This is a genomic window from Cupriavidus basilensis OR16, assembly GCF_000243095.1.
GTDB classification, from domain to species: Bacteria; Pseudomonadota; Gammaproteobacteria; order Burkholderiales; family Burkholderiaceae; genus Cupriavidus; species Cupriavidus basilensis_D.
In genome coordinates, this window is record NZ_AHJE01000117.1 from 1 (window position 1) to 26852 (window position 26852).

Here is a 26852-nt window from a genome sequence, read left to right on the forward strand (position 1 = left end):
TTCATGAACGCGCGTACCCGCCTGCCGGCTGGTCAACCACTACGGGCCTCGGAAACACGGTCGGCGTCCTCGTGCACGTGGCCGGCACGGCGCCGCAGCCCGGAACCGGCCTGCCGCTGGGGCAGCCGCTGGCCGGCACCGTGGCCCATGTGCTGGACGGCGCGCTGGCGCCATTTGCCCGACGGCGTGGCCGGCGAGCTGTATCTGGGCGGACCGGCGCTGGCACGCGGCTACCTTGGCCGCGCCGCGCTGACGGCCGACCGCTTCGTTCCGGACCCGTTCTCGGCGCATGGTGGCCGTTTCTACCGCACAGGGGATCGTGTGCGGCGCCAGGCGGACGGCGTTTTTCGAATACCTCGGCCGGATCGACGATCAGGTCAAGATCCGTGGCTTCCGCGTGGAACCCGGCGAAGTGGCGGCGCAACTGGCCGCGCTGCCGGGCGTCCGGCAAGCCGCCGTGGTGGCCGACGCGACGCCAACGGGCATGCAACTGGCCGGCTATGCCGTGCCGGAGGACGGCCGGCGAACCGATCCCGCCGAACTGCGGCGCGCGCTGGCCGCCGTGCTGCCCGGCAATATGGTGCCGGCCACGATCGTTTGGCTCGACGCGCTGCCACTGACCGCCAACGGCAAGCTGGATCGCCGCGCGCTGCCAAAGGCCGACGCCCCCGTTGCCGTTGCCGCAGAACCGCCGCAGGGCGATCTCGAAACGCGGCTGGCCGCGATCTGGCAGGACCTGCTCGGCGTGCCCACGGTGGGCCGCCACGACAACTTCTTCGCCCTGGGCGGCCATTCGCTGCTGGCCGTCCAGCTTCTGTCCCGCATTCAAGGCGAACTCGGCATCGATGCGCCGCTTGCGCTGCTGTTTGGCGCCGGCACGCTGGCCGAACTGGCTGCCGCGCTGCCCGCGCAGCATCGCCATGCCGACGAAGCAGCCCTGCTGGAGTTGGAGGCGTTTGCCAATACCCTGGAGTCAGTCTGAATGATCGAAGCCAATACCGCGGCCCGGCTGGCCGCGCGCTTTGCCACGCTGGCGCCGGCCCAGCGCCGTGCGTTCCTCGACAAGATGGCCGAGCAAGGCATGGCCTTCTCGCAATTGCCGATCCCTGCGCTGCCGCGCCCGGACGCGTCGGCGGACCACGGCGCGCCGTTGTCCTACGCGCAACAGCGCCAATGGTTCCTGCATCGTTTCGAGCCCGATAGCGCCGCGTACCACATCAGCAGCAGCGTGGAACTGCGCGGGGCGCTGGACGTGGACGCACTGGCGGCGGCCTTCGCAACGCTCGCACGCCGCCACGAAGCGCTGCGGACGAGCTTTGTCGCCGACGCGGCCGGCCATGCGCGGCAGCTTGTGCGCCCGGAAGTGGTGATCGCGTTGCCGGTGACGGACCTGTCGGCGAACCCGGACGCCGCCGACGTGCACGCGGCCGCCATCGCCGAAGCGCCGTTCGATCTGGGCGTTGCGCCGCTGCTGCGCGTGCATCTGCTGAAACTTGGGCACCAATCGCATCGGCTGGTACTGGTGATGCACCATATCGTCTCCGACGGCTGGTCGATGCAATTGCTGATCGACGAACTGGGGGCGGCCTACCGCGCGCGCGTTGCCGATCAGCCGCTGGCGCTGCCGGCGCCCCAGATCGGCTACACCGCCTATGCGGCGTGGCAGCGCAACTGGTTGGAAGCTGGCGAGCGGGAACGGCAGCTGAACTGGTGGCGCGATGCGCTGGCCGGCGCGCCCACGGTACTCGCGCTGCCGACCGACCACCCCCGCCCCGCCACGGCGGCCTATCTGGCGCAGCGCTGCGAGATCGACATCCCCGATGCGCTGGCGCAAGCCCTGCGCGAGCGCGCGCAGGCGCAAGGCGGCACGCTGTTCATGGCGCTGCTGGCGGGCTTTCACGCGCTGCTCTACCGCTACACCGGCCGCCGCGACATCTGCGTGGGCGTGCCTGTGGCGGGCCGTAACCGCATCGAGACCGAGCGGGTGGTGGGGCTCTTCGTCAACACGCAGATCGTGCGCGGCCAGATCGATGGCCGCCGGCCTCTTTCCGCGCTGCTTGGCGATATCCGCGAAGCGGTGCTGGGCGCGCAGGCGCATCAGGACCTGCCGTTCGAGCAACTGGTGGATGCGTTGCAGCCCGAGCGCAGCATGAGCTATCACCCGCTGTTTCAGGTGGTGCACAACCATCGGCGCGGTGACCGCGCGGGCCGGCTCTCGCTGCCCGGTCTGGAACTCGAAAGCGCGCCCGTGGGCGAGCGCGCGACAGCGCTGGAATTGACGCTCGATACGCGCGAGGACTCCGCGGGCCAGATTCACGCGTGCTTCCACTACGCTGCCGAACTGTTCGACGTGGCGACCGCGCAGCGGCTGGCACGCCACTATCTGCGACTGCTGCAGCAGCTTGCCGACGCGCCGGACTGCACGCTGGATGCGGTCGAATTGCTCGACGCCGCCGAGCGGGACAGCCTGCTTGCGCTGGGCCAGGGCGAAGTGCCGGCCGATGCCAGCATGCCGGTCCACGCGCAGATCGCCCGCCACGCGCTGGCGCAGCCGCAGGCTGTTGCCGTGACCTGTGGCGAGCAGACGCTGCGTTATGGCGAACTGCTGGCGCGTGCGGACCGGCTGGCCGCCGTGCTTCATGCACGCGGCATCGGCGCCGAGGATCGTGTGGGCATCGCCCTGTCCCGCTCGCTCGACATCATCGTCACGCTGCTGGCCGTGATGCGGGCTGGCGCGGCCTATGTGCCGTTCGACCCGACCTATCCCAAGGACCGGCTGGCCTATCTGTTCGAGGACAGCGTGATCCGGCTGCTCGTCACCGAGCCGGCCTTGCTCGATACCCTGCCGGCGCCGGCTTCTCTGCCCGTGCTGACGCTGGACATGGTGGGCAACGGCCCGACGCTGGCTGCCGAGGCGCCGGTCCATCCGTCTCAACTTGCCTACGTGATCTACACCTCCGGTTCGACGGGACGCCCCAAAGGTGTGTGCGTGTCCCACGGCCCGCTGGCCATGCACGTGGCGGCGACCATCGACGCCTACGAAATGGGCCTGCACTCGCGCGAACTGCATTTCCTGTCGTTCGCGTTCGATGGCGCCCACGAACGCTGGCTTTGCGCCTTGGCCTGCGGCGGCTCGCTGGTACTGCGCGACGACGCGCTCTGGACGCCCGAGCAGACGGCGCAGGCGATGATCCGGCACGGCGTGACCAACGCGGGCTTCCCGCCGGCGTATCTGCGGCAACTGGCCGAATACGTCGAACAGAGCGGCGAGCGTCCGGACGTCTCGCTCTATTCCTTCGGTGGCGAAGCGATGCCGCGTGGCGCCTTTGCCCAGGCACGGCGCGCGCTGGGTGCGCGGACCTATATCAACGGCTATGGCCCGACGGAGACCGTGGTCACGCCGATGGTGTGGAAGGTGCGCGGCGATGCGCCGGAAGCGGATTTCGCGGGCACCTATGCGCCGATTGGCCGCCCGGTTGGCGGCCGGCGCTGCTACCTGCTCGACGCGGAACTGAACCTTGTGCCGCCGGGCGTGGCCGGGGAACTCCATATCGGCGGCGAGGGGTTGGCGCGAGGGTATCTGAACCGTCCCGGCATGTCGGCGGAGCGCTTTATTCCAGACCCATTCGCTGACGATGGCGCACGGCTGTATCGCACAGGCGATCTGGCGCGCTGGCTGCCTGACGGGCAACTGGAGTACCTGGGCCGGATCGACCAGCAACTGAAGATTCGCGGCTTCCGGATCGAACCGGGCGAAATCGAGGCGCGGATTCTCGCGCAGGAAGGTGTGGGCAACGCGGCGGTGCTGGCTGTCGAGGGCCCCTCCGGCGTGCGGCTGGTGGCCTATGTGGTGCCGGCCAGCGCTGCCCAGATGGACGTGGCCGCCGTGCGCACGGCATTGGCAGCCGAATTGCCCGACTACATGGTGCCGGCGGCGTTCGTCGTGATCGACGCCCTGCCCCTGACCCCGAACGGCAAGCTGGACCGTCGCGCGCTGCCGGCGCCGGAGGCCGAGGGTGCCGAGCACTTCGTGGCGCCGCGCAACGAAGCCCAGCGCTGGCTGGCGCAGGTCTGGCAGGAGGTGCTGGGCGTGGAGCGCGTCGGCCTTGACGACAACTTCTTCACGCTCGGGGGCGACTCGCTGCTGAGCCTGAAGGTGATTTCGCGCGTGCGGGCCAACAAGGCGCTGGGAATCGACCTGAAGCTGCGCGACCTGATGCGGACGCCGACCATCGGCCAGTTGCTGCCCGATGCGGAAGCCGCGCCCGTGGCGGCCACGGCGCTGCGGGTGCTGGCGCAGGGCCCCGCCGGCGGCGCCCTGCCGCCCGTGGCGTGCGTCCATGCCGCGCTGGGCACGCTGTTCGACTACGACGCCATCGTGGGCCAGCTCGGCAAGGCGCGGACGGTCTATGGCTTCCAGTCGCGGGCGCTGGCCGATCCGGCGTGGCGCGACACGTCGCTGGCGTCGATCGCGGCCGACTACGTTCGCGAATGGCGTGTCGCCCAGCCACAAGGGCCCTATCTGCTGCTGGGCTGGTCGCTGGGCGCGACGCTGGCCACGGCGATGGCGCGCGAGCTTGAGGCCCAGGGGCAGTCGGTGCAATGGCTTGGCCTGATCGACCCATTCGTGCCGGAAGGCCGGGCGCCGGCTGCCGACGCCGCGCCGGGCTGGCTCGCGGCGCTGGCCGATTTCGCGGCGCGGTTGCTGCCGGGTGCCGGCGCCCTGGCGCTGCCCGCGCAGCCGGCCGCTGCGCCGGAGGCCGACCTTGTGGCCAGCCTGCTGGCGCCGCTCGTGGCCGCCTCGCCATCGCCGCAGGCCGGGCTTGGGGCCGCAGAACTGGCGCAGATGTTCGTCGCCGCGCATCGATTGGGCGCCATGGCGGCATCGCAGCAGGCGGTGCCTGTCGTAAGCGCGCCACGCGCCGTCTGGTGGCGTTCCAGCCGCGATATTGCCGCTGCGCGGCTGGCCGCATGGCAGGGAGCGCCATGGCGGGAGGCGGTGCTCGATGGGGTGGATCACCACGGAATCGTCCGCGACGCGCGGCTGCTGGCCGATCTGGCCGCCAGCCTCGACGCCGGACTTTCGGGCGATGGACGCCCGCATTCCCCTGTGCCGACTGAGGGCATGTCCGCCACAAACCTACCGACGTAGGTCAGGAATCGTAATTCTATAAATGCAAATGCGAATAGTTTGCATTTAGAATCACTGCTCCATCAAAAAAACTGCAGAATCAGGAGAAATATGAGGACGGATAAAAGCGCCAGGCCGCGTCAGGCTTGGGCGAATCGGCAACCATTCGCGCTGACCGCGCTGGCCATGGCTGTCACGATCCAGACGGCGTACGCGCAGACGAACGACGCCACGCCTGCCCCCGCCAGCGGCGGCGAAGTCCAGTTGCCGGCCGTCAGCGTGCGCGCCGATACGGTCGCCGAAAACTACGGCCCGGTGGGCAAGAAGTCGGTATCGGCCACCAAGACGGACGTGCCCATCGAGGACACGCCGCAGTCGATCAGCGTGGTCACGTCGGACCAGATCCGTGCCCAGGGCGCCCAGCGCGTGGAAGAAGCCCTGCGCTACAGCGCCGGCGTGCGCACCGAGCCGATCGTCGATACGCGGCGCGGCACGTACTACATCCGCGGCTTCAACGCCGCCCAGAACGGCCAGTACTGGGATGGACTGAAGATGCCCTGGTCCGGCGGCTATGCCTACTGGGACCTGGAGCCGTACAGCCTGGAGCGCGTCGACATCGTGCGCGGGCCCTCGTCGGTGCTCTACGGCCAGACCGCGCCGGGCGGCCTGATCAACCAGGTCAGCAAGCGGCCGCAGGCGGAATCGTCGAACGAGATCAACCTGAGTTTCGGCAACTACGATCGCCGCGAGATCTCGGGCGATTTCACGGGCGCCCTCGACAAGGACGGCAAGGTGCTCTACCGCCTGACCGCGCTGGCGCGCGATAGCGGGACGCAGACGAACCACGCCGGCGACGACCGCCTGTTCATTTCGCCGCAGATCACGTGGCGCCCCACCGACGCCACCAGCTTCACGCTGTACTCGCAGATCTATCACGACAACGCCGGCAACAGCGCCGGCTTCCTGCCGGCCGTGGGTACGATCACGCCGTTGGCGAACGGGTCCAAGATCCCGACCGACTTCTTCCCGGGCGAACCGTCCTTCGAGCGCTTCAAGCGCGAGCAGTACATGGTGGGCTACGAGTTCTCGCATCGCCTGAATGACACGGTGACGCTGCGCCAGAACCTGCGCTACAGCCACATGTACACCAGCTACGAGGACATCAACGGCAATGGCGGTCTCGTATCGAATCCGGCGAATGGCCCGTACCTGCTGCGCCGCATCGGCCTGAGGTCGAACGAGTCGTACAACCTGTTCACTGTCGACAATCAGGCGCAGATCAAGGTCAAGCACGGCATCTTCGAGCACACGATCCTCACCGGGATCGACTACACGCGGTCCACGTTCGGTCGCCTGCTGGGCCAGACCGGCAGCCTGCCGACGCAGCAACCGCCTATCGACATCTTCAACCCGGTGTACGGCAACTTCGTGGCGCCGGCGTACCAGAGCGACACCACCACGGTGCGCAGCCAGGTGGGCTTCTACCTGCAGGACATGCTGCGCGTGGCGGACCGCTGGGTGGTGCAACTGGCCGGCCGCTACGACAAGGCGAAGGTCGATGCCGACGCCCGCACGCTGGCCACCAACGTCGTGACGCACTCCGGCACCGACGACGGCAAGTTCACCGGCCGCGCCGGCCTGCTGTGGGAAGGCCCGTATGGCCTGTCGCCGTACTTTGCCTACTCGACCTCGTTCGAGCCGACGGCCACCACCGTGCTGTACGGCGGCGGCACGCCGAAGCCCACCACCGGCAAGCAGTACGAGGCCGGCCTGAAGTGGCAGCCGAAGGGTACGCGCAGCTTCGCGCAACTGTCGCTGTTCAACCTGACGCAGCAGAACGTGCTGACGACGTCGCCGGTGCCCACCCAGGTCTCGCAGCTCGGCGAAGTGCGCTCGCGCGGTGTGGAGCTGGAAGGCACGTGGGCCGTCACGAACAACTTCAACATCCTGGCGTCGTACACGTACACGGATGCCGAAGTCACGCAGGCGGGCCCGAACGCGCCGAACGCAGGCAAGACGCCGCAGTACATCCCGCGGCACATGGCCTCGCTGTGGGCGGATTACCGCCTGTCGAGCGGCTTCCGGCGTGCGGTACATGGGCAAGTCGTATGACCAGACGAACGTGACGACCGTGCCGGCGTACACGCTGTTCGATCTGGCCGCGAGCTACTCCTTCGCCAAGCACTACACGCTGCGTCTGAACGTCAACAACCTGTTCGACAAGACGTATGTGGCCGGGTGCGACAGCGCCACGAACTGCTACTACGGTCGCCGCCGCACCATCATCGGTACGGCCACCTACCGCTGGTAAGCAGCAAGACGCCGCCCGTCCGTCCGGGCGGCGTTGCCTTGCAGGAGTCCAAGAACATGAAAGCCCCCACGCTGCGCTTCTGGTACGCGATCCATCGCTGGACCAGCCTGCTCTGCACATTGAATCTGCTGGTGCTGTGCGTCACCGGCCTGCTGCTGATCTTCCACGAGGACATCGACGCGCTGCTCGGCCAGGAACATCACGGCGCGGTGGCTGCCGAGCGCACCGTTGCCGTGCCGGCACAGCGGCCCGCGTTGCAGACGCTGGTCGACGCGGCCCAGGCCGCGCATCCGGGCCAGATCACCAAGTCGATTTCGTTTGCGGACGACGATGCCGACGCCGTTGGCGTGCGCGTGGGACCCGTTGGCGAGCCGAAGCTGCGCAATGGCACGACGGTCCAGTTCGACGCTGCCACGGGCGCCACGCGCAAGCCGGGGCCGCCGGGCGAAACCTTCAGCGGCTTCATCCTCAAGCTGCACCTGAACCTGTTCCTTGGCCTGCCGGGGCAGTTCTTCATCGGCTTTGTCGGCGTGTTGTTCGTGCTGAGCCTGATGAGCGGGCTCGTCGTATACGGGCCGTTCATGCGCAAGCTGGCTTTTGGCCTGATCCGCTTCGGCAAGCCGGTGCGCATCGTGCAGGCGGACCTGCACAACCTGTTCGGCATCGTCGTGATGGTGTGGGCACTCGTGGTCGGGCTGACGGGGACGTTCCTGTCGTTTTCCCCGCTGATTATCGGGGTCTGGCAGAAGACCGAGCTGCAGCACCTGATCGCGACGCTGCCAGGGCCGACGCCCGCATCGTTCGTGCCGGTGGATCGCGCGCTGGAGCAGGCGCACAAGGAGGTACCGGGGAAGGACCCGGCCTTCGTCTTCTATCCGAATACCGAGTTTTCCACCGGACGCCACTACGGCGTGGTGCTGCGCGGCCACACGGAGCTGCAGAAGCGCGTCTACGCGATCGTGCTTGTCGATGCGGGCGACGGCAGCGTGGCCGCCGTGCGCGGCATGCCGTGGTATCTGCAGGTACTGCTGCTGTCAGCGCCGTTCCACTTCGGCGACTATGCGGGCCGGCCGCTGCAGATCCTGTGGGCGCTACTGACGGTCATCACGGCGGGCGCCACGGTGACGGGTTTCATTTTCTGGCTCAAGCGACCACGGCGCAGCCGCGAGGACGCCACTGCAACGCTGCCGCCGCAATTGTCGGGAGACCAGGCATGAAGCTGATCGACGATACCTGGCCGATGCCGGTGCTGCTTGGCGTGCTGTCCTTCGCGGGTCTGGCGGCCGGCATTTTCGGCGATGGCGCGTGGGACGCCCTGTGCTGGATCGGCCTGGGTGTGCCCGTTGCCGTCACGGCGTACTGGCTATGGCGACATTGGCGCCTGCGGACGGCGTCCGCGAAGGAGTAGGCGCCGTGCGCGGGCATGTGCCGCAATGGCCTCGCCCGGCAGACGGTAGTTCAGGCAGCAGATGCGTCGCACGGGTGCCACGCCCGGCTGGCCCGGTTCCGCGCCAGGTCGGAATGCGCCATGGAACGGGTTGGCGAAGCCGTCGATGGACACGGGTGCGTCGATCCATGCCAGCACTTCCGCGCGCTGCGCGGGCGTCAGCACCGGATGCGCGGCCAGTTGCCGCGCGATGCCCGCGGCGGCCACGCCACCCGTACACCAGAGCAAACGCTGGGATACCCGGGCGGCTACGGAAAAACGCCGCCACCACGCGCGGCAGATGGGCGTTGACCAGCGGTGACAGCAACGCGGCAAGCTTGGCGCCGGACGCCTCGCCGCCGTCCGGCAGTACCAGCATCGCCAGCCAGCCATTGGCTGCGCCACACCAGACCACCGCATCAGCGTCGAACATCAGACCGCGCCGATGCAGCGTGGCCGCGACAAGCGCTCCTGGTAGCACCGCCATCGTGTAGTCGCGGAACCACGCCGCAGCGAGCGCCCGCAGGTCCTCGCAATCGCTCGCACGGGACGCACGCGCCAGGCATTCGGCGGCCCAGCCGGCATCCAGACTGGCACCGCGTGCCATCACCCCCGATGGTTCCGACCCCGCCGCACCGGCCAGCGCGAGTCGTTCGGCATAAGGCCGCAAGGACCCGGCGAAGAATGGGGCGAGAAAGTCGATCATGCGGTACGTGTTGCGTCGGCTATGGCGAGATGCCGGCCTGCCTGACGGATGACGAATGGCCTGCGATGGAAATTAAGGAGGTGGCTCCATGACGATGGACCTGCATGACGGCCCCTAATTTTCCCCGCGCGCCGCACGTCATCCAGGCAATGCCGATCCCGGATCTAGCCAGCATGTCGCTTATTGCCTCCCTGCCGCGCAAGCTGCGGCTCACCATCGTCCTGGCCGCCGCGGCCAGCCTGGCCGCTGGCCTGTGCGCCGTCAGCATAGTGGCGCTCATCAACCGCGTGCTGGCCACGCAAGGCGCGGACGCGCCGCAACTGGCACTGCCGTTCGCGGCGCTGAGCCAGAGCGCGCTGGCGCGTATCCGTGCGCAGACCGCATATCGAGCAGACCGGCAATGCGCGGGTGCAGGCGGCGCTGGCCGATGACAGCACGCACGTGGCCAACGGCCTGTCCGTGATTCCGGTGGTGCTGACCAACTCGATGGTTGTGCTCGGCTGCCTTGGCTATCTGGCGCGGCTGTCGCTGCCGACGTTCGCCATCGCCTGCGCGATTCTCGGTGTCGGCTCGTGGTTCTATCACTGGAACCACCGCCGCGCGCTGGTGCACCTGAAGCAGGCCGGTATCGCACAGGATGCGCTGCACGGCCATTTCAAGTCGCTGGTGTCGGGCGCGCGCGAACTCAAGCTCCATCACGACAAGCAGCGCAGTTTCATTCGCGACAGCCTGGGCGTGACGCTCGATGCCGTGCGCACCGCACGCACGCGTGGCCTGTCGATCTTCTTTGTGGCGCTGGGCTTCGGCAGCTTCCTGTTCTTCGCGGTGATCGGCGGCGTGCTCTTCGCGCCGCGCGCAACGCCGCTGGACCCGGCCGTGATGACTGGCTTCACGATCATGTTCCTGTACATCATGTCGCCGCTGGAATCGCTGCTCAATGCGCTGCCGGCGCTGAGCATGGGGCGTGTGGCATACGCGCGCATCGAGGCGCTGGGCGCCGATGCCGCGCCCGAGGCTCCGCCCCGCGACCGAGCAGTCTCCCACTTTGCCAGCGTGTCGCTGGATGCCGCCAGCCATCGCTACTTCCATGAAGGCGAAAACAGCTTCTTTGCGCTGGGGCCGGTCGATCTTGCGCTCCATGCCGGTGAAATCGTGTTCCTGGTGGGCGGCAACGGCAGCGGCAAGACCACGCTGGCCAAGCTGATGGCTGGCTTGTATCCACCGCTGGCCGGCGAACTTCGCCATAACGGCGAGGCGGCCGACCCCGCGCATCTCGCCGACTATCGAGCGCAGTTCTCCGCCGTGTTCTCCGATTTCCACCTGTTCGACACGCTGCTTGCGCACGATCCGCAGGACGAAGCGCTGGCCAATCGCCTGATCCAGCGCTTCCAGTTGGGCCACAAGGTCACCGTGCGCGACGGTCGCTTCACCACACAGTCGCTGTCGCAAGGCCAGCGCAAACGACTGGCGCTGATCGTCGCGTGCCTGGAGCGTCGCCCGGTGATGATCCTCGACGAATGGGCCGCCGACCAGGACCCGCTCTTCAAGGACGTGTTCTATCGCGAAGTGCTGTCGGAACTGCGCGCGCAGGGCAAGGCGGTGCTCGTGATCTCGCACGATGACCGCTACTTCGACCTGGCCGACCGCGTTGTGAAGATCGAGAACGGCCAGATCGTCAGCGACACCGTGCAGGCGCATCGCGGGGCGCAGAGCGACACGGCCACGCTGGCCACGGCCACCGCTGCCTGACGCGCGGCAACGTCTACGGAGAATTCCATGCCCCTGCATCCCGACCTCGAAGCGCTGCTCGACATGGTGGAAATCGCCACCGCAACCGGAAAACGCCCGGTGATTCATCAACTGGCGCCCGCGCAGGCGCGGCGCGAGTTCGATGACGCGTCCACGGCGCTCGACTTGCCGCCCGAACCCGTGGGCCGCGTCGAAGCGCTGCGTATTGCCACGCGAGACGGGTCCGACATCGACGCCCGGCTCTACGCGCCCGATCGACAAGGAGACGGGGATGCGCTGCCGGTCCTGCTGCATTTCCATAGCGGCGGTTTCACGGTCGGCAGTCTCGATTCCCATGCGTCCCTATGCACGGCGATCGCCGCAGCCACGCCTTGCGCCGTGGTGTCTGTGGCGTACCGGCTGGCGCCGGAGTTCAAGTTTCCAACTGCGGCATATGACGCCATCGATGCGCTGGCATGGCTGGGCAGGCATGTCGCATCACTGGGTCTGGACGCCTCCCGGATCGCCGTGGGCGGCGACAGCGCGGGCGGAACCCTCAGCGCCATGCTTGCCCTGGCGGCGCGCGACGAACCCGCCCTGCCCCGGCCATGCTTTCAGGTGCTTTGCTATGCGGGCCTTGGCGGCACCACCGACACCGCTTCGCATCGGCAGTACGGCGAAGGGTATCTGCTCGATACGGACACGATCGAGTGGTTCTACAGCCAGTACCTGCGCGACGAGGCGGACCGTCGCGACTGGCGCTTTGCGCCATTGCGTGCCGAGGACCATCGCGGCGTGGCGCCCGCGCTGATCGTGCTGGCCGAATGCGATCCGCTCTGCGACGAGGGCCACGCCTATGCGCGAAAGCTCGCCGATGCCGGCGTGCCGGTCGTCGTGCGTGAATACGCGGGTATGGTTCACGAGTTCCTGCGCATGGGCAATATCGTCGCCGACGCCGGCGAGGCCCGCGCGGAAATTGCCGGCGCACTGGCCCGCGCCTTCCAAACGCGCGATGCAACGGCGGTGCCGTTGGAACGCGCCGCCTGAGCGCTAAATTCTCCACGCCGCGCATCGTCTCGATAGGCATGACGGCAGACGTCATGCACCGTCCAACGAATGCCATGCCAGACACGAAGATCCATATGCCGACAACGCTTGCTCCTTTTTCGCGCCACCTGTCGTTCGCGGCGCAGCCCACGTTGCGCCGCGAGAGCCGCTACGACGGTTCGCGCCTGACGGTGACGAGGGACGGCCAGCCCCTTGCCAGCTTCCAGTTCGCTGGCGACGTGCTGCGCCTGCACGACAGCCACGCCGATGACCACGAACTGGCCCATGCGACGATGGCCGCGCTGGATGCCGCTTTCGCCAACGGCGCGCCGTACGCGCTGCGCGTCGATATCGAATCGCGCGGCGCACAGAATCGTCTTCACCAGATCGGCGCGCTGCTGCGCGAGCCCGGTGGCGCGCGTGGCGGTATCGCGGGTACTACGCACGCCAGCCTGCTTTGGCAACGCCCCGAGTTGTACATGGCGGCGTCCGAAGGGCCGTTCCCGCTGCGCTATGCGATGACCGATGGCAAGCGCCATCCGCTGCGGCCAGGCAAGCCGGATGGCGTGGTCTACGCGCGCCATATCCCGTGGCTCGACAAGACGCTGATGCTGCGCGCCGCTGAACTGGAGCGGGATCTGCCGCTGCTGCATCGCTGGATGAACGATCCGGATGTCGCCTACTTCTGGAACGAGGAAGGCGACGAGGCCAAGCATCGCGCCTATCTGCAAGGGCTGATCGACGATCCGCATATGCTGCCGCTGATCGCGTCGTTCGACGACACGCCCTTCGGCTATTTCGAGGTGTACTGGGCCAAGGAAAACCGCATCGCGCCGTTCTACGATGCGCACGATCACGATCGCGGCTGGCACGTGCTGATTGGCGAACCGGCGTTCCGGGGCAAGGCGTTCCTGACGGCGTGGTTCCCGGCCATCCAGCACTACCAGTTCCTGGACGATCCGCGCACGCAGCGCATCGTCGGCGAGCCGCGCGCCGACCACGTGCGCCAGATCGCCAACCTCGACAAGGCGGGCTTTTCGAAGATCAAGGAGTTCGACTTCCCGCACAAGCGCGCGATGCTCGTGATGCTGCTGCGCGAGCGGTTCTTCGGCGAACACCTGCTCTTGCCGGACACCACGGCGCCAGCCACGCCACGCAACTGATTCCTCTGCCAACGGGGCGCGCGTGCGCCCTCTTCCCTCTTTCCCGATTGCTCAGCAAGGACCGAAACATGACGCTCCGCGACATCTCTCCCGCCGTCCACGATCTGGTCGGCATCGGCTTCGGGCCATCGAACCTGGCCCTGGCTATCGCGCTTCAGGAGCAGGCGGCTTCCGGCCTGCCGCTCGACGCGCACTTCCTGGAAAAGCAGCAGAACTACCAGTGGCACGGCAACACGCTGGTTTCGCAGAGCGAGATGCAGATCTCGTTCCTGAAAGACCTCGTGTCGATGCGCAACCCGACCAGTCCGTACAGCTTCGTGAACTACCTGCATCGCCACGGGCGACTGGTGGACTTCATCAACCTGCGCACGTTCTATCCGAGCCGCATGGAGTACAACGACTATCTGCGCTGGGCCGCGAGCCACTTCGCGGGGCAATGCAGCCTGGGCGAAGAGGTGCAGACGATCGAGCCCGAGATGGATGGCGGCAGGATCGACCGCGTGCGCGTGATCTCGCGCGATGCGCAGGGGCGCGAACGCACCCGCGTGGCACGTTCCATCGTGCTGTCGACCGGCGGCACGCCGCGCATTCCGGAAGCGTTCCGCGGCATGCGCGATGACAGCCGGGTCACGCACCATAGCGGCTATCTGAACTGGATCCGCAACCAGCCCTGCGTGGGCGGCAAGCCGATGCGGATTGCCGTGATCGGCGCCGGCCAGAGCGCTGCCGAGGCGTTCATCGACCTTCACGACAACTATCCGTCGGTAAAGGTGGACTGGATGGTGCGCGGCGCGGCGCTGAAACCCGCTGACGACAGCCCGTTCGTCAACGAGATCTTCGCGCCGGCCTATACCGACGTGGTGTTCGAGCAGGCCCAGGCTGGCCGTGACCGGCTGATCGAGGCGTACCTGAACACGAACTACTCGGTCATCGACGCCGACCTGATCGAGCAGATCTACGCGATGCTGTATCGCCAGAAGGTCAGCGGCCAGTTCCGCGCGAACCTGCTGACGTGCAAGGCCGTGCGGGCCGCCCATGGCGGTGCGAATGGGATCGAGCTGACGGTCGCCACGACGGCGCCCGGCGCGGGTATCGATGCCGATTCCGAGACGCGCCGCTATGACGCCGTGGTGCTGGCCACCGGCTATGAGCGCGAAAGCCATCGTCGCCTGCTGGAGCCGCTGGCGCGCTATCTCGGAGACTTTTCGGTGGATCGCAACTATCGCGTGCAGGCGGCGCCGGAGCTGGCCGTGCCCGTGTACCTCCAGGGCTTCTGCCAGAGCAGCCATGGTCTGAGCGATACGCTGCTGTCCGTGCTGCCCGTGCGCGCCGAGGAAATCGCCGGGGCGATCCACGATGCATTGAGCGCGAATCGCGATCGTTGCCGGGCCCCGTCTACGGTTCAGAAGGGTGGCAGCCAGGCCATTGCCGCGGCATAGCCCGGAGGCGCGTCCAGCCGATAGAGCCGGGTCCGCGCCAGCGCTGCCGCATGGGCAGCGAGCTGGCCGGATTCTGGGCGGACGGTGAGCCAGCGCGCGCCGTGCGCGTCGCCCACATCGCCTTGTTTCGTATCGACGGCCACCGAAACGTGCTGCAGGTGGTCGGCAATCCCCAGCCCCAGCGCCTTCAGCAAGGCTTCCTTGGCGGTCCATAGCAGGTGAAACGCCTCGGGCCATGCCGCCGCCGGCATGGTTTCGAGCCAGTCGCGCTCCCGCGCGGTCAGGCAGTGCGCCGCCATCTCGCGCAGCGAGTCCTGCCCTAGTCCGGGGTCGATCCGTTCGATATCGACCCCCACCTCCCCACCGCCCTCCGCCAGGGCGATCCACGCGAAATCTCCCGCATGCGACACGTTGAATCCCGGGGCCGCCGAAATATCTAGCCATGGCTTGCCGTGCGGGCCGGTTTCAAAGCGCAGGGAATCGGCAGGCAGGCCAAGCCTCCGCCCCAACAGCGCGCGCAGTGCGGCGCGGGTGGCGGCGTAGCGCAGTCGGTCGGATTGCAGCCGAAGATTCGCCGCATGGGCTTGCTCTTCGGCGTTCAGGCACTCGATCAATATGCCCCTTGGGGCGCTTTTCCCGTCGAGATGCAACTGCCACAGCGCGACGCTCGGCATCGGACTGGGAAGAGATGTGAGGGGCGGCGCGCCCGGGGCGAATCGAATCTCCATTAAGACCATGACGAACGGCGAGCGTATCTATTTAGATGGGCCAGCCGATGCGTCACGTGGCTGCCAAGGCGTATCAACCGCAGCCTGGACGAGTGAGCAAAGGCGAAATTTAATGGCTTTCACATCACGAAATGGTGATAGAAATTTCATCTTTACTAACAACAGGGTTACTTTTTTATTAATTGACTATCATTCTCATTCTTATTAACGTACCTGCTCCGCACTGCACCAATTCAAGGAGCCGCCCCCGTGATTCCCTTAACCGAAATTGGCACCAGTCTGACGCCCGCCCTTGGCGCGGACACGCTGTTGGGGCTTTTCGTGGCAAATCGACGTGCGCTGGTGGGTGCCGCAGCCCGCATCGTGGGTTCTCGCGACCAGGCCGAAGACGTGGTGCAGGACGCCTTCCTGCGCTTGCGCACCATGACGGACGAGCCGTCGATCCGCAGCCGTCTCAGCTACCTGTTCCAGATCGTTCGAAACCTGGCGATCGACACGTACCGACGGCAGTCGCTGGAACAGAAATGGATGGCGCCGGAGGACGAAGGCGTCAACGCGCCCTCCCCGGCCACGCTGCCCGACATCATCGTCCGGGATCGCCAGGCGCTGTGCGCGCTGATGGGCGCGCTGGCCGAACTGCCGGAGCGCACGCAACGCGCGTTCGAGATGTGCCGCGTGCAGGGCATGGCACAGAAGGATATTGCTTCGGAACTCGGCGTCTCGCCGACGCTCGTGAATTTCATGGTGCGCGATGCCTGCATCCATTGCCGTGCCCGATTGACCCGCCAGCAGGCCATCTGACTGGCGCACCCAAGACCGCCTCGAATCGCCGCCGCGCCGGTATCACGGCCTGCCCCCCGCTGGCAAGGCTGACCGAAGCCACCGCGTTGCCAATCCACCGAGCCCCCCTTGGACAATCCGGAATCGGCACTGCTATATTGCGTGAACCGATTCCGCCCCCCGATTCCATGGCACGCTCGCTTGCGCTCGTCGCGTTGGCCGCTTCGCTGTCTGGTTGTGCCGGCGCCCCGTCCATAGGCCTGTTTGGAGCCTATTTCCCGCTCTGGCTGCTGAGCGCCGTGATTGGCATCGCGGGCGCCATCGTTGCCTGGCGCATCCTCATCGCCACGGGCTGGGCGGATATTCTCGGTTTCCCGCTGCTCGTCAACACGGCAATCGGCCTGATGATCGCCGAGATCGTCTGGCTCCTCGGTACGGGGCACATCCTATGAAAATGGCCGGTGTCCGCCGCGGACCGCTGCGCGGAAAGCTGATCGTCCTCCTCATCGTCCTGCTCGCCGTCCTCCTGTCGGTCTACGCGTACGAACGCACCGTCCGCTATCCCGCTTCGGACGACGCCTCGCTCGATGCGGACCTCGCCCGCGCGATGCTGGGCACGCGGCGACGCACCATCGGCACGGAGCCGTGGCACGGCGTCCGTGGCATCCGAACAGATCGCGCGCGCCGAGCAGAACTACGCACTGACCGCGCGGACGGTAGAACGGTTGCGGCCGTTGGCCGCCGATGGCTACGTGCCGAAGCAGCAGCTCGACCAGGCCGAAGTGGCCAAGCGGGACGCGGCGGTCACGCTGAAACAGGCGCAACTCCAGCGCTCCACGACGGCGCAGGCCGTGGGCAACGACGACGACGCCATCGCCACCGTCCATGCCCGCGAAGCGGCGCTGGCCATCGCCCCCGCGCGCTGGAGGACACCGTGGTCCGCGCCCCGCACGAGGGCCGGGTGACCGGCCTGAGCGTGCTGTCTGGCGAAGTCGTGCTGCCCAACCAGTCTCTCTTCGTGTTCGTCCACACCGGCGAGTGGTTCGCCGTGGCGAACTTCCGCGAAACGCAGCTCGCGAATATCCAACCGGGCGACTGCGCGACCGTCTATTCGATGATCGATCACCGACAGGCCATGCCGGGGAAGGTGGAAAGCATCGGCGTGGGCATCACCGATACCGACAAGATCAACCTGCCGCGCTCGCTGCCGTATGTCCAGGCATCCGTGAACTGGGTGCGGGTGGCGCGCCGCTTCCCGGTGCGGATCAAGCTGGAAGAGCCGCCGGAGACGCTGGCGCGCGTGGGTGCGAGCGCAATTGTCGAGGTCCGGCATAGCGCGTCCTGCCGCTGACGGATTCCGGCTCCGGCTGGGGGACCTGCGCGCCTTGCTGGCCCCCTTCCCGGGCCGCACGACCGCCACCACGAGCATCGCGGTGGCCAGCACGCTCACCGCATCTCGTTATACAGAAGTCATGCGCCCTCATTGCGCAGAGCCTGAATCGGGGTAATCGTCCTTTTGCAGCAGATTGATACGGCCAAGCTTAAAAAGACGTTCTAGAACAATGACTTAGTGATTCTTCGTTTCGCGCTGCACCGTCCTTTCTTTGCGGATTGGTACGCGGTTGGCAGGCGCTGTCTCGCCAAAGTATGCCTGGCCAGCCTGCGAAGCTGCTGTCGTCGCGGCGGAAGTCTTCAATGGTCACGTAGTCGCACAGGAAGATGCTACGCAACAGCCGGCCGAGATGCTCGGCAGCTTTGTGCGTCTTGTTGGTCCGGGCGGCGCTGCCCAACCGTTGCATGGCGAGCTCAGCGCTAATGCGGCCGATACGGATCGATGCCAGCACCCGTAGGAAATCGTCCCAACCCAGGAGTATGGCTCTCAAGGACAATCGCTTCGTGGTGACACGCTCGATACCTTCCGGCACTTTGAACTCTGCAGGCAGGTACAGCTTGCGCTCCGCCAGATCGCGCAGCCGCGGACATAGATCGAAACTCAAGCCCTTGGCCAAGGCCATCGCGGCGTTCGTGTAGCCGTGCGTGTCCACTGCCAGTAACGACAAGCGGATACGGTCCTCGCTGCGGTTGTGCTGCTCTACGCCCTCGATGGCAACCCCAGCCTGACGCTCGTTCAAGACAATCGGTTGATCATAGACGATGCCCCACTTGTCGAGCACGTGGGTGTAGATGCCGGTCGCGTAGGCGCGTCGACGTGGATCGACGCGAGCGATCCACAGATGTCGTGAAACGTCCAGTGACATCATGTCGGCCGATGCCTTCTGCCCGGTGCCCCAGTGCGTGGCTAATGGGATCTTTCCTTGAAATTCAGCCACCATCTCGTTGGTCCTGCGCAAACGGCCATGGGTCTCCGTAAAGTCTTCGGGCAGAGCATTGAGCTTCCTCGTCTGCATGGCGCGCCATGCCTTGAGGTTTGCAAAGCCGGGATCGTCCTCCCTGCCGCCGAATTCCAGGTCTGCCAGGCCCGACAACAGAGCGTGAACCCGCTGATGGTCACCGGTCAGCGCCGCGCGCACGTGTGACGCAAAGCTCGACTGCGCCGCGTCGGTGACGATGGCCAGGTGCTTCAGGGCTTCATCCACTCGCTGATTGGTGGACTTGCTCTTGTCTTGCAGAACGGCCTTGGCCTTGAGCGCCTGCTGCCTGTCTTCCATGGCAGAACGAGTGTGTGTCGACTGCGCCGTGCTGGCCGCGCGTCGGAACAAATCCTGGCTGCGTCGGCTGGTCTGGTGCATAGCGATATCGGTGAGTTCCAGCAAACTCATCCGTAGAAAGCACACCAGTTCAAGCGCCTGGGTGCCCTCCTTCAGTGTTTTGGTCTTGGCCGGGCGCCTTGCTTGCACCTTCTGCGCATAGGCACGCAGTTTGGGCAACGCGATGTCATCCAGGTTCCACTCGTGCACAGCGAGGGACTTCAGGTAGCGGATCTTGTCCAGCGTTTCAGCGAGGTTCTTGGGGCCGTTGCGCCTGGTGGTGACAAGTTCATCCAAGTCTGCCGCTGCGGCAGCTTGCACGCGAAGCACTTCCAGTAAGGCGGCCTGGCTGGTGACATCGAACGGCTTGATGCCAAGGTGCTCCTTGACCCATTGCTGATGCTCGTACAACGTCGGGCGTCGTTGGTACAGCGTCTTCAGACTGGCAATCGACAGCAGCGGCGCGGAGAAAGCTTCGCACACGTACTGAAGGAGCTTTCGCGGAACGGCAGCAAACCGGTCCAACGGCCGACCGAAGGCCCGGAGGCAAACGAGTTGTAGGCCGACCGCGGCGAATCTGTCGGCCCGAAACCGCTCCCCTATTGCCGCGATGTCAGCACCGGTGATCTGAAAAAAATGCCGCAGGTCAAATTCTGTCAAGCGGGCAGGCAACTCTTCCCTGCCAACGTAGCGATACGCAAATGCCGACATCTGCACTTTTAGGGGTGTCGTTCGGGACAAAACTGTACGACAAGTGCTCGGATGGCCGCAATAAGGTTCAGCGAATGGGCTGCAACGCCACGCCAACAAGGGACTCGGGGCTGATTAATAACCGTATCAATCTGCAGGAAAAGGACGATTACCCCCGGTTGCGCGAGCGATTTCGTCAAAGAGGCTGAGTTGGGTGGGGCGGGCCTGCATCGGAAGCACCTGGGTGATGGGATATACATCCAATCTACAGGGGCAGGCTCGAAGTCAAGGCCGGACAGCCGGGGGCGCCGTCAAATGTCCCGTCCGGCGCGCTTGGCGTTGCGCGCCCCGACAAGCGAGGCCTCGCTGCGCGTTGCCAACTCGGGGATTGGCACCTCATCATGTTTCGTGCGGCCTCGCGTATCGCGCTTATGCCGACGGTTACGTGGCACAAGCGGTCCATCCCCAGTTGAAACGTATCGTAGAGAATCAGGAGGCCGCCCCAGCGGCACTGAAGAAGCGCTCAAACTCCGTCGAGATCAAATCCTGCAGGACGGCGCCTGGGTCACCCACAGGCTCGTCCCCCGTAGGTGAGGACGCTGAGAGCCAACGCGGGCGAGGCAGGCTGGGTAAAGATTGGCGACCCGGCTGGCCAGGGAGACTCGACCACTCGACGATGGCGACGTGGCGAGCAGTGGCAGGGAAGGGCAGCCGTGGCGTGGTAGGGCGGCAGCAGGCCTGGAGAGGTGGGGCGCCCGCGGCGTTGCGCTGCCTCCGCAACGGTCAGAACGTAGGACGTTCCCTCGTACCCGCCACCAAAGCGGCGATGCGCTCCTCTTCACGCGCTATCTCGAGTGTGTCGCGAAGGTTGAGGCGTAGCATCTCGATACCGCCTACGTAACCACCGAGGGCGCTTGTTGCACGTTCCTCTATCTCATCTGCCGACGTCAGTCCAGCTGCAACGAGTGCGCGAATGTCTTCGCGATCGTTATCAGCGAGTCGCGCCATTTTGCTGACAGCGAGATCCACGGGGGAAAGCACGCGCACCTGTATCTGATCCAGGCCCAGGTCCACCGGTATAGAGTCTTCCTGGTAGTCCTCGTGCATGAGCGCAAACGTCGGATTGTAGTTGGTGTCCAAGTAGATGACCTGAGGCGTCCCATCTTCCAAGACCACGTCCACAAGCACATCCTGAGGCAACAGCACCCGCCCAGCGAACTCAGCGTCAACGTCCGTTGTGACTCGGCTTGCCGTATAGAGGTGCACCGCCATCCCACCAGCCAGATAGACCGTCAGGGGTTGCCGAAGGGAAAGGCGCTGTTCAAGCTGCTTGAACAGCTCACGAAGGCCCTCGGCAAGTGCCGTGCGCGTGTGAAAGGAAACGTTGTGGGCCATTTCAGTGAGGCCGCAACTGCATAGTCAGCATGTCACGCAGCCGAGGCAAGCCCGATACCCAGCCTTTCCGAACCACGTCAGCGCTAGACACCTTATCGGTCGGATACCGACGGAAGTATTGGTCGCTCGCATGCATCAAGCGAACTGATTCCACTGGCAAACGCGACTGCAGCACCATCGCGGCAAGACGAAAGACGTTGGCTTCTCGCTGATCGATAGCTACCGTGACGTCACCGCGCGACGCGGCCGCGCACCGGGCTAAAACGTTGCGCTCGTCGTCCCTGGCTGTCATGCTTTCGCTCCCAACTTACTGTTGCTGGCCAATTGCTAGCCGGTAGTCCAACTGTACCGTCCCCGGTGCCCCCAAGGCAATCTTGATTGGCAGCACCTAGCAATGCCCCGATGTAATGTGATGCATAAGGTACATAATTTGTATTATGTAAAAATTAATCATAACGTGACGCTCTACTGAGCGCCCGCTGCAATCGGCCAGTCTCAAACCAAATGGGAACACAGTAAGTGGGTAAATATGCGGCCTGTCTCACAGTTAGTGAGCATAAGGAGGCGGCGCACTGCCAATGCGGGCCTACTCGGCAATGGCCTAGGACGATACGAGATTCGCCGGGCGGCGCTCAGGCGTTGATCCAGGCGCGCGCCTGATCCAGTTCGTTGACGTGGAACGCCTTGACTTCGGCCTTGGTAAAGAACCGCGCCAGATGCATCGAGGCGTGGATCCATCCCGCGTCGGCCACCACGGCGGCACGCGTGATTTTGCGGGCCAAGGGAACGCCGAGCGTCAGGTCGGTCCACAGTGCCTTTGGCTCAATGCCGGTGAAATGCTCGATGCGTTCGAGCACGCGGGTCTTGCCGTTCAGTTCTAGATCCCCTCGCATGCGCTCGATGGCTTCGCGCAGATCGTGGTCCGTGATTTTGCCTTCGACGTAAATCTCGACGACCGGGGAATCGGGGGCAGTGTGATACAGGATCATGGCAGCACCACCTGGCTGGGGAGACGTTACACGTCAGGCACGAACAGACCTAGCGTACGATCACCTCCAGATCGTACACGTTTTCACACGGCTCGGATCGCACGGGTCCCTGGTTCGCCAGAACTGGACCCGGGAACTGTGAGACGTGACAACCGGCCCGTTCAAACGAGTTTGCCGCCCCCCGAGCAGCAGCCCAGCCGTTCAGACATCACAACGTTTCGCTTAGGCCCTTGCTTCGAACGCTGCTGGCGTTCCTGTGCAATTCCGTGAGTGCCCCATTAGGCACTTATCTTTATTTATTTGCTAATAATAATTTATTGTGAAAAAATAAATGGCGATAATTGCATCATAGAGCACTTATGAGAGCCTCCGCCTCCTCTGCAAGATACACATTCCGCCGCCCGGCACTAGCGACGAGCTTTTGCTCTGCCCTGTCCGGTGAGGGCCTACTGGACGCGCGCTCTGGCCTATTTCTTGCTGCCCAACGGCGCGTGGGCAAGTCTACGTTCCTGCGGGAAGACCTCATTCCCGCCGCCGAACACCGTGGTTGGACGACCGTCTACGTCGACCTGTGGTCGAACAAAGCCCATGACCCCGCCGAGCTGATCGCCGACGCGATCAAGCATCGCATTGCCGATTACGACGGCGTGGTTACGAAGGCGGCAAAAGCGATCGGGCTGACAAAGGTTACCGTCTTCGGGACGCTCGGTTTGGATCTGTCTGTCACCGGCCTACCATCGGGGGTCACGTTGACGCAGGCGCTCGAGGCGCTGCACGAGACAGCCAGGAAGCCGGTCCTGCTGATCGTGGATGAGGCGCAACACGCTCTCACCACTGCACCGGGGCTGGAGGCCATGTTTGGCCTGAAGGCCGCTCGCGATGCTATGAACCTCTCCGGGGCGGCTCCGAATCTGATGCTCGCGTTCACTGGCTCCAGCCGCGACAAACTCGCTCACCTTGTAATGAACGCGAGGATGCCGTTCTACGGCTCACGCGTGACGCCCTTCCCCCTGCTGGAGCGCGAGTTCACCGACGAATACACGGCGAGCGTCAACCGCGCGCTTGCCGCCGACAATCAGTTAGACCCAGCCGCTGTCTACGAGGCCTTCGAAAGGCTCGGGCATCGTCCCGAATTGCTTCGCAGCCTGATCGGGGAGATAGCGCTCGCGCAGAACGCCCAGAACCTCAGCGAGCGGCTCAGGGATGATGCACACCTAGTCCAGGATCGGGTTTGGCAGGATGTCGAAAGCGACTACGCTTCCCTAACGCCTTTGCAGCAAGCCGTAGTGCGCGTGATAAGTGCCAAAACTGGGCAGTTTTCGCCGTTTGGCGGGAACGCAATGACGGCTTACAAAGCACTGGTGGCCAGCGATGTTTCGGTCAGTGCCGGCACGGTGCAGAACGCAATTGATGCACTACGCGAAAGGGAGATCGTGTGGAAGGAGTCCCGTGGCTCCTATGAGATTGAGGACCAAGCCTGGCTGGCGTGGCTGCGCGCTAAAGGGCTCAACGCGAAATAGCCAACCGACGACTGACGCTCTTCATAGCCATCAGTATCGCCCGTGCCAACAAACTTACCGGCTGACGGGTAGGCTGCTTCGAGCGCCCGTTTGCCGTCATCACTGATGCGCTGCTTAGCGAGCCGCGCCACCACTCTCAGCAGGGCCTCCCGCACCGGGGCGCGCGCTCTCAAATTCGTCGGCGAGTGCGCGCTCAACAAGTTGCGCGCCCGGCCGGAGGGTGCCGGCCTGAATGGCAGTTTCGAGGGACTCGCGATCTGCATGGCAAGGACCATCGCCGAGTTGACCATGTTCGCCTAGGCATCCACCTCGTTGACCTCGGCCCATCCGCGCACCTTGGCCTGCGCGATCCGAATTCGTCACTCGATCGTCCATAGCTGCCGGAAATCCGGCCCTGTCGCGCCAGAGCCGCCGCCGCCCGTCCCCAGCGGCGGCTTTTTCGCGCGTGCACTTCGTGCCACCCCTGGAGCGCCCTTATCGATTTTTTCAATAGTCACAACCAAAAAAATGGCGTTGGCGCCGATATGCGATTTGGAAATATCGTTATGCCAAATTCATCTAAGAAGGTGCTGCACATGGCGATCAGAATGCTCTCGACCAAGTCCTCGTTCCCCGGACTCCTATTGGTCATCGCCGTAGCGGTGCCGGCTACGTTACTTGGCAAGCAGGTTCCAATACTTGGCGGCGCTGTCTTCGGCATGCTGCTCGGTGTGCTCTGCCGAGCCTTCCTCAAGCCGAGTGACCGATACAAGGCGGGCATCCAGTTCGCCTCCAAGCAAATGCTGCAATACTCGATCATCGGACTGGGCTTCAGCCTGCCGCTGCACGAGGTTGTCCAGACCGGCCTGAAGTCGCTGCCGGTCTCGCTAGTCACGCTAGCAGTCGCCTTCACGGTGGCCATCATCGCCGGCCATCTCCTGCGCATCCCTGAGAAACTCAAGATCCTGATCGGCGCCGGCACCGCCATTTGCGGCGGATCGGCTATCGCGGCAATCACGCCTGTGCTCCAGCCCGACGAACACGACATGACGTATGCGTTGTCCACGATCTTCATGTTCAACGTCGTAGCCGTCATTATTTTCCCCATTCTTGGCAAGATGCTCGGCCTGTCCGATGTCGGATTCGGCCTCTGGGCCGGCACCGCGATCAATGACACGTCCTCGGTCGTCGCTGCCGGCTATGCCTGGAGTTCGACCGCGGGAGACTACGCGACGATCGTCAAGCTGACGCGCGCCATGATGATCGTGCCGGTCACGCTGGTGATCGCGCTGATCTGCCAGCGCAATCAGCCTGGCGGGTCGATGCGTCGTGTCATTCCCTGGTTCATCGTCCTCTTCGTCCTGGCCTCGGCTGTCAACCAATGGCTGCCGTCTGGCCTGACACATGCGATCCAACTGGCGGCCCCGTTCCTGGTCGTCGGCGCCCTCACGGGGGTGGGCCTGAGTACCGACATCGACCGACTGAAGCGCGCAGGGGCACGACCGCTGCTGCTTGGCCTGATCGTCTGGGTCAGCGTGGCAATCAGCAGCCTGGCCATGCAGTACATTGCCGGGACGCTGTGACTGGCAGGCGCAGCCGGGCAATGGGTAGCCTTGCGCCGTGCTAGGCCGCACTGGTGGCCGGCTTGCCGTCGTCCGCGCTCCCCAGCAGGAAGGTTTCGAGCGCGGCGCTGGTGGCTGCCGGCGTTTCCTGCACCGGATAGTGCCCAGCCCCCGCCAGCACCTGCAACGTCGCATTGCGATACCACTTGAGCGTGGTAGCACGCGCGGCCTCTTCCGTATTGCTGCCGTCATGCTGGCCGATCAGCACCAGGATTGGCTTGTCCGAACCCTCCACTTGCTGGCTGATATCGGTACGGCTGGCATCGCGCGCATAGCTGGCAAAGGCGCTGCCGTCGATGCTGTCCCAGCTGCTGTCCACCACGGCGCGGGCGAAGGTGGCCGGGTAGCGGCGCGCCGTGCCAGCCGTCACCAGTTCTTCACGCCATTGCCGGGACGCCGCCGCCCCCTCCAGCATCCGTAGGCGCTGCGGATCGCTGCTGCCGCCGCGCTCGCTGGGGCCGGCGATGGACACGATGGCATCGACGCGCTGCGGCAGCGCCAATGCCAGCATCTGCGCGGCCAACGCGCCGAGGGCGTGCCCGGCTACGGCGAAGCGGCTCCAGCCAAGATAGTCCGCCAGCCTCGTGGCGTCGATCACGACTTCGCGCAGCGTCATCAGCCCGCGCTCCTTGCGTGCCTGGCCGTAGCCGCGGTACTCGACAGCGACATACTGGAACGCTTCCAGATCCGCCCAGCGCAGCAGGTCATCGAACGCGTCGCGCGTGCCGAGCAGTCCGGGGAACAGCATGACTTTGCGTGGGCCGGTGCCCACCAGTTTGAAGGACATCATGCCGCCACCTCCAAGACCGGGCACCGCTTCGTCGGGGAAGGCCGGGAATCAGACATGGATCGGGTCCTCCATCTGCATATGCTTGCGCAATTCGTCATGCGACACATTGAACTGCGGGGAGATCTTCAGTTCGGTGCCGAGCATGGCCTCTTCCTCGTCCATCTTGAAGCCCAGCGACTTGGTGGCCTCGAACATCACGCCACCGGGTGTGCGCACGTAGACCGATTCGAAGTAGCCACGGTTCTTGCGGTCGGAGAAATCGGTAAAGCCCATGCCTTCGGTATCGAACTTCACGCGGGCCTGCGTATCGTAGTCGGCCACGTCGAAGGCGCCGTGGTGCACGATGCCCTCGGCCAGCGTCCAGGTGCCCTGGCGCAGGTCCGGCTCGTACAGCACGTCGACGCGGCGCCCCGCTCCGCCCTCGCCCGCTTCGTAGCGGGTGAACTTGCCGTCGGCCACGGTCTTGCGGAAGTACCAGGCGCTCTGCATGAAGGTGTCCATGTCCTCCAGTTCGCGCACGGTCACCGTCCAGTTGTGGAAGCCGCGCACCGCGTACTGCTCCGGCACGTATTCGGAGCGCCAGGGCTTGCGCGTGTCGGTGCGATCTTCCACCACTTCGAAGTCGATGCCGGCATGGACAACGCGCAGGTATTTCTCGCCGAACCGCTCCGACTCCTGCGCGACGGCGACACCGTTGCGG

At 65.3% G+C, this 26852-nt stretch carries 20 protein-coding genes and 2 pseudogenes; 16 read left to right on the forward strand and 6 right to left on the reverse strand.

Features of this window, described 5'->3' with window-relative positions; all coding sequences use genetic code 11:
- The first annotated feature begins 289 nt into the window (after window positions 1-289).
- From OR16_RS33510 to OR16_RS33550, 11 genes are all read left to right on the forward strand, one after another.
- Entirely contained in the window at window positions 290-982 is a 693-nt protein-coding gene (locus OR16_RS33510) for a phosphopantetheine-binding protein (protein WP_043422135.1), read from the forward strand.
- Complete coding sequence (locus OR16_RS33515) at window positions 983-5152, forward strand: non-ribosomal peptide synthetase (protein WP_006163254.1); 4170 nt, start codon at window positions 983-985, stop codon at window positions 5150-5152.
- Window positions 5153-5242: 90 nt separating this feature from the next.
- Window positions 5243-7243, forward strand: a complete 2001-nt coding sequence (locus OR16_RS33520; protein WP_050983185.1) for a TonB-dependent siderophore receptor — start codon at window positions 5243-5245, stop codon at window positions 7241-7243.
- Window positions 7227-7442: a TonB-dependent receptor domain-containing protein gene (locus OR16_RS47920; RefSeq protein ID WP_050983186.1), complete on the forward strand. Its 216-nt coding sequence runs from the start codon at window positions 7227-7229 to the stop codon at window positions 7440-7442. Before OR16_RS33520 ends, OR16_RS47920 begins: the two co-directional genes overlap by 17 nt.
- A 56-nt stretch (window positions 7443-7498) precedes the next feature.
- Window positions 7499-8659, forward strand: a complete 1161-nt coding sequence (locus OR16_RS33525) for a PepSY-associated TM helix domain-containing protein (protein WP_006163255.1) — start codon at window positions 7499-7501, stop codon at window positions 8657-8659.
- Complete coding sequence (locus OR16_RS33530; RefSeq protein WP_006163256.1) at window positions 8656-8850, forward strand: hypothetical protein; 195 nt, start codon at window positions 8656-8658, stop codon at window positions 8848-8850. Before OR16_RS33525 ends, OR16_RS33530 begins: the two co-directional genes overlap by 4 nt.
- Before the next feature lie 828 nt (window positions 8851-9678).
- Window positions 9679-10005 (forward strand): hypothetical protein, encoded by a 327-nt coding sequence (locus OR16_RS46680; protein ID WP_050983187.1) that lies wholly within the window; start codon window positions 9679-9681, stop codon window positions 10003-10005.
- Window positions 9944-11323: a cyclic peptide export ABC transporter gene (locus OR16_RS33535; RefSeq protein WP_237717314.1), complete on the forward strand. Its 1380-nt coding sequence runs from the start codon at window positions 9944-9946 to the stop codon at window positions 11321-11323. Before OR16_RS46680 ends, OR16_RS33535 begins: the two co-directional genes overlap by 62 nt.
- A gap of 27 nt (window positions 11324-11350) precedes the next feature.
- A complete protein-coding gene (locus tag OR16_RS33540) occupies window positions 11351-12349 on the forward strand; it encodes an alpha/beta hydrolase (protein ID WP_006163260.1) in 999 nt (332 codons plus the stop codon).
- A gap of 95 nt (window positions 12350-12444) precedes the next feature.
- Complete coding sequence (locus OR16_RS33545; protein WP_006163261.1) at window positions 12445-13512, forward strand: GNAT family N-acetyltransferase; 1068 nt, start codon at window positions 12445-12447, stop codon at window positions 13510-13512.
- Window positions 13513-13580: 68 nt separating this feature from the next.
- Window positions 13581-14951, forward strand: coding sequence for a lysine N(6)-hydroxylase/L-ornithine N(5)-oxygenase family protein (locus OR16_RS33550; RefSeq protein ID WP_006163262.1), 1371 nt, complete (start codon window positions 13581-13583; stop codon window positions 14949-14951).
- Here OR16_RS33550 and OR16_RS33555 read toward each other — a convergent pair.
- Entirely contained in the window at window positions 14915-15625 is a 711-nt protein-coding gene (locus OR16_RS33555) for a 4'-phosphopantetheinyl transferase family protein (RefSeq protein ID WP_081488953.1), read from the reverse strand. The two genes, OR16_RS33550 and OR16_RS33555, sit on opposite strands and share 37 nt — an antisense overlap.
- Before the next feature lie 303 nt (window positions 15626-15928).
- Here OR16_RS33555 and OR16_RS33560 point away from each other — a divergent pair, with 303 nt between their 5' ends.
- From OR16_RS33560 to OR16_RS33570, 3 genes and pseudogenes are all read left to right on the forward strand, one after another.
- The gene (locus tag OR16_RS33560; protein WP_006163264.1) at window positions 15929-16480 is read left to right on the forward strand and encodes an RNA polymerase factor sigma-70; all 552 of its coding nucleotides are present in this window, start codon (window positions 15929-15931) and stop codon (window positions 16478-16480) included.
- A 167-nt stretch (window positions 16481-16647) separates the two neighbouring features.
- Window positions 16648-16911 carry a hypothetical protein gene (locus tag OR16_RS33565; RefSeq protein WP_006163265.1) on the forward strand — a complete coding sequence of 88 codons (264 nt, stop codon included), beginning with the start codon at window positions 16648-16650 and terminating at the stop codon, window positions 16909-16911.
- Window positions 16908-17810 (forward strand): annotated as a pseudogene (locus OR16_RS33570) (HlyD family efflux transporter periplasmic adaptor subunit). Before OR16_RS33565 ends, OR16_RS33570 begins: the two are co-directional and overlap by 4 nt.
- A 325-nt stretch (window positions 17811-18135) precedes the next feature.
- On the opposite strand, the pseudogene OR16_RS40195 reads toward OR16_RS33570, so the two are convergent.
- The 3 genes and pseudogenes from OR16_RS40195 to OR16_RS33590 form a co-directional block, all read right to left on the reverse strand.
- A pseudogene (locus OR16_RS40195) lies at window positions 18136-19878 on the reverse strand (Tn3 family transposase); the annotation flags it as partial.
- 762 nt (window positions 19879-20640) lie between these two features.
- Window positions 20641-21252 (reverse strand): DUF6036 family nucleotidyltransferase, encoded by a 612-nt coding sequence (locus OR16_RS33580; RefSeq protein ID WP_006163267.1) that lies wholly within the window; start codon window positions 21250-21252, stop codon window positions 20641-20643.
- 632 nt (window positions 21253-21884) lie between these two features.
- Window positions 21885-22241: an STAS/SEC14 domain-containing protein gene (locus OR16_RS33590; protein WP_006163269.1), complete on the reverse strand. Its 357-nt coding sequence runs from the start codon at window positions 22239-22241 to the stop codon at window positions 21885-21887.
- Window positions 22242-22732: 491 nt separating this feature from the next.
- Between OR16_RS33590 and OR16_RS33595 the strand changes: the two genes are divergently transcribed.
- Both OR16_RS33595 and OR16_RS33605 read left to right on the forward strand, forming a co-directional pair.
- Window positions 22733-23761 carry a hypothetical protein gene (locus OR16_RS33595; protein ID WP_006163270.1) on the forward strand — a complete coding sequence of 343 codons (1029 nt, stop codon included), beginning with the start codon at window positions 22733-22735 and terminating at the stop codon, window positions 23759-23761.
- Window positions 23762-24336: 575 nt separating this feature from the next.
- Window positions 24337-25323 (forward strand): YeiH family protein, encoded by a 987-nt coding sequence (locus OR16_RS33605; RefSeq protein WP_050983188.1) that lies wholly within the window; start codon window positions 24337-24339, stop codon window positions 25321-25323.
- 40 nt (window positions 25324-25363) lie between these two features.
- On the opposite strand, the gene OR16_RS33610 is transcribed toward OR16_RS33605, so the two are convergent.
- Both OR16_RS33610 and OR16_RS44215 read right to left on the reverse strand, forming a co-directional pair.
- Entirely contained in the window at window positions 25364-26152 is a 789-nt protein-coding gene (locus tag OR16_RS33610; protein WP_006163273.1) for an alpha/beta fold hydrolase, read from the reverse strand.
- A 48-nt stretch (window positions 26153-26200) separates the two neighbouring features.
- Window positions 26201-26852: hypothetical protein (locus tag OR16_RS44215; RefSeq protein WP_006163274.1), on the reverse strand; the 652-nt coding region annotated here is incomplete at its 5' end.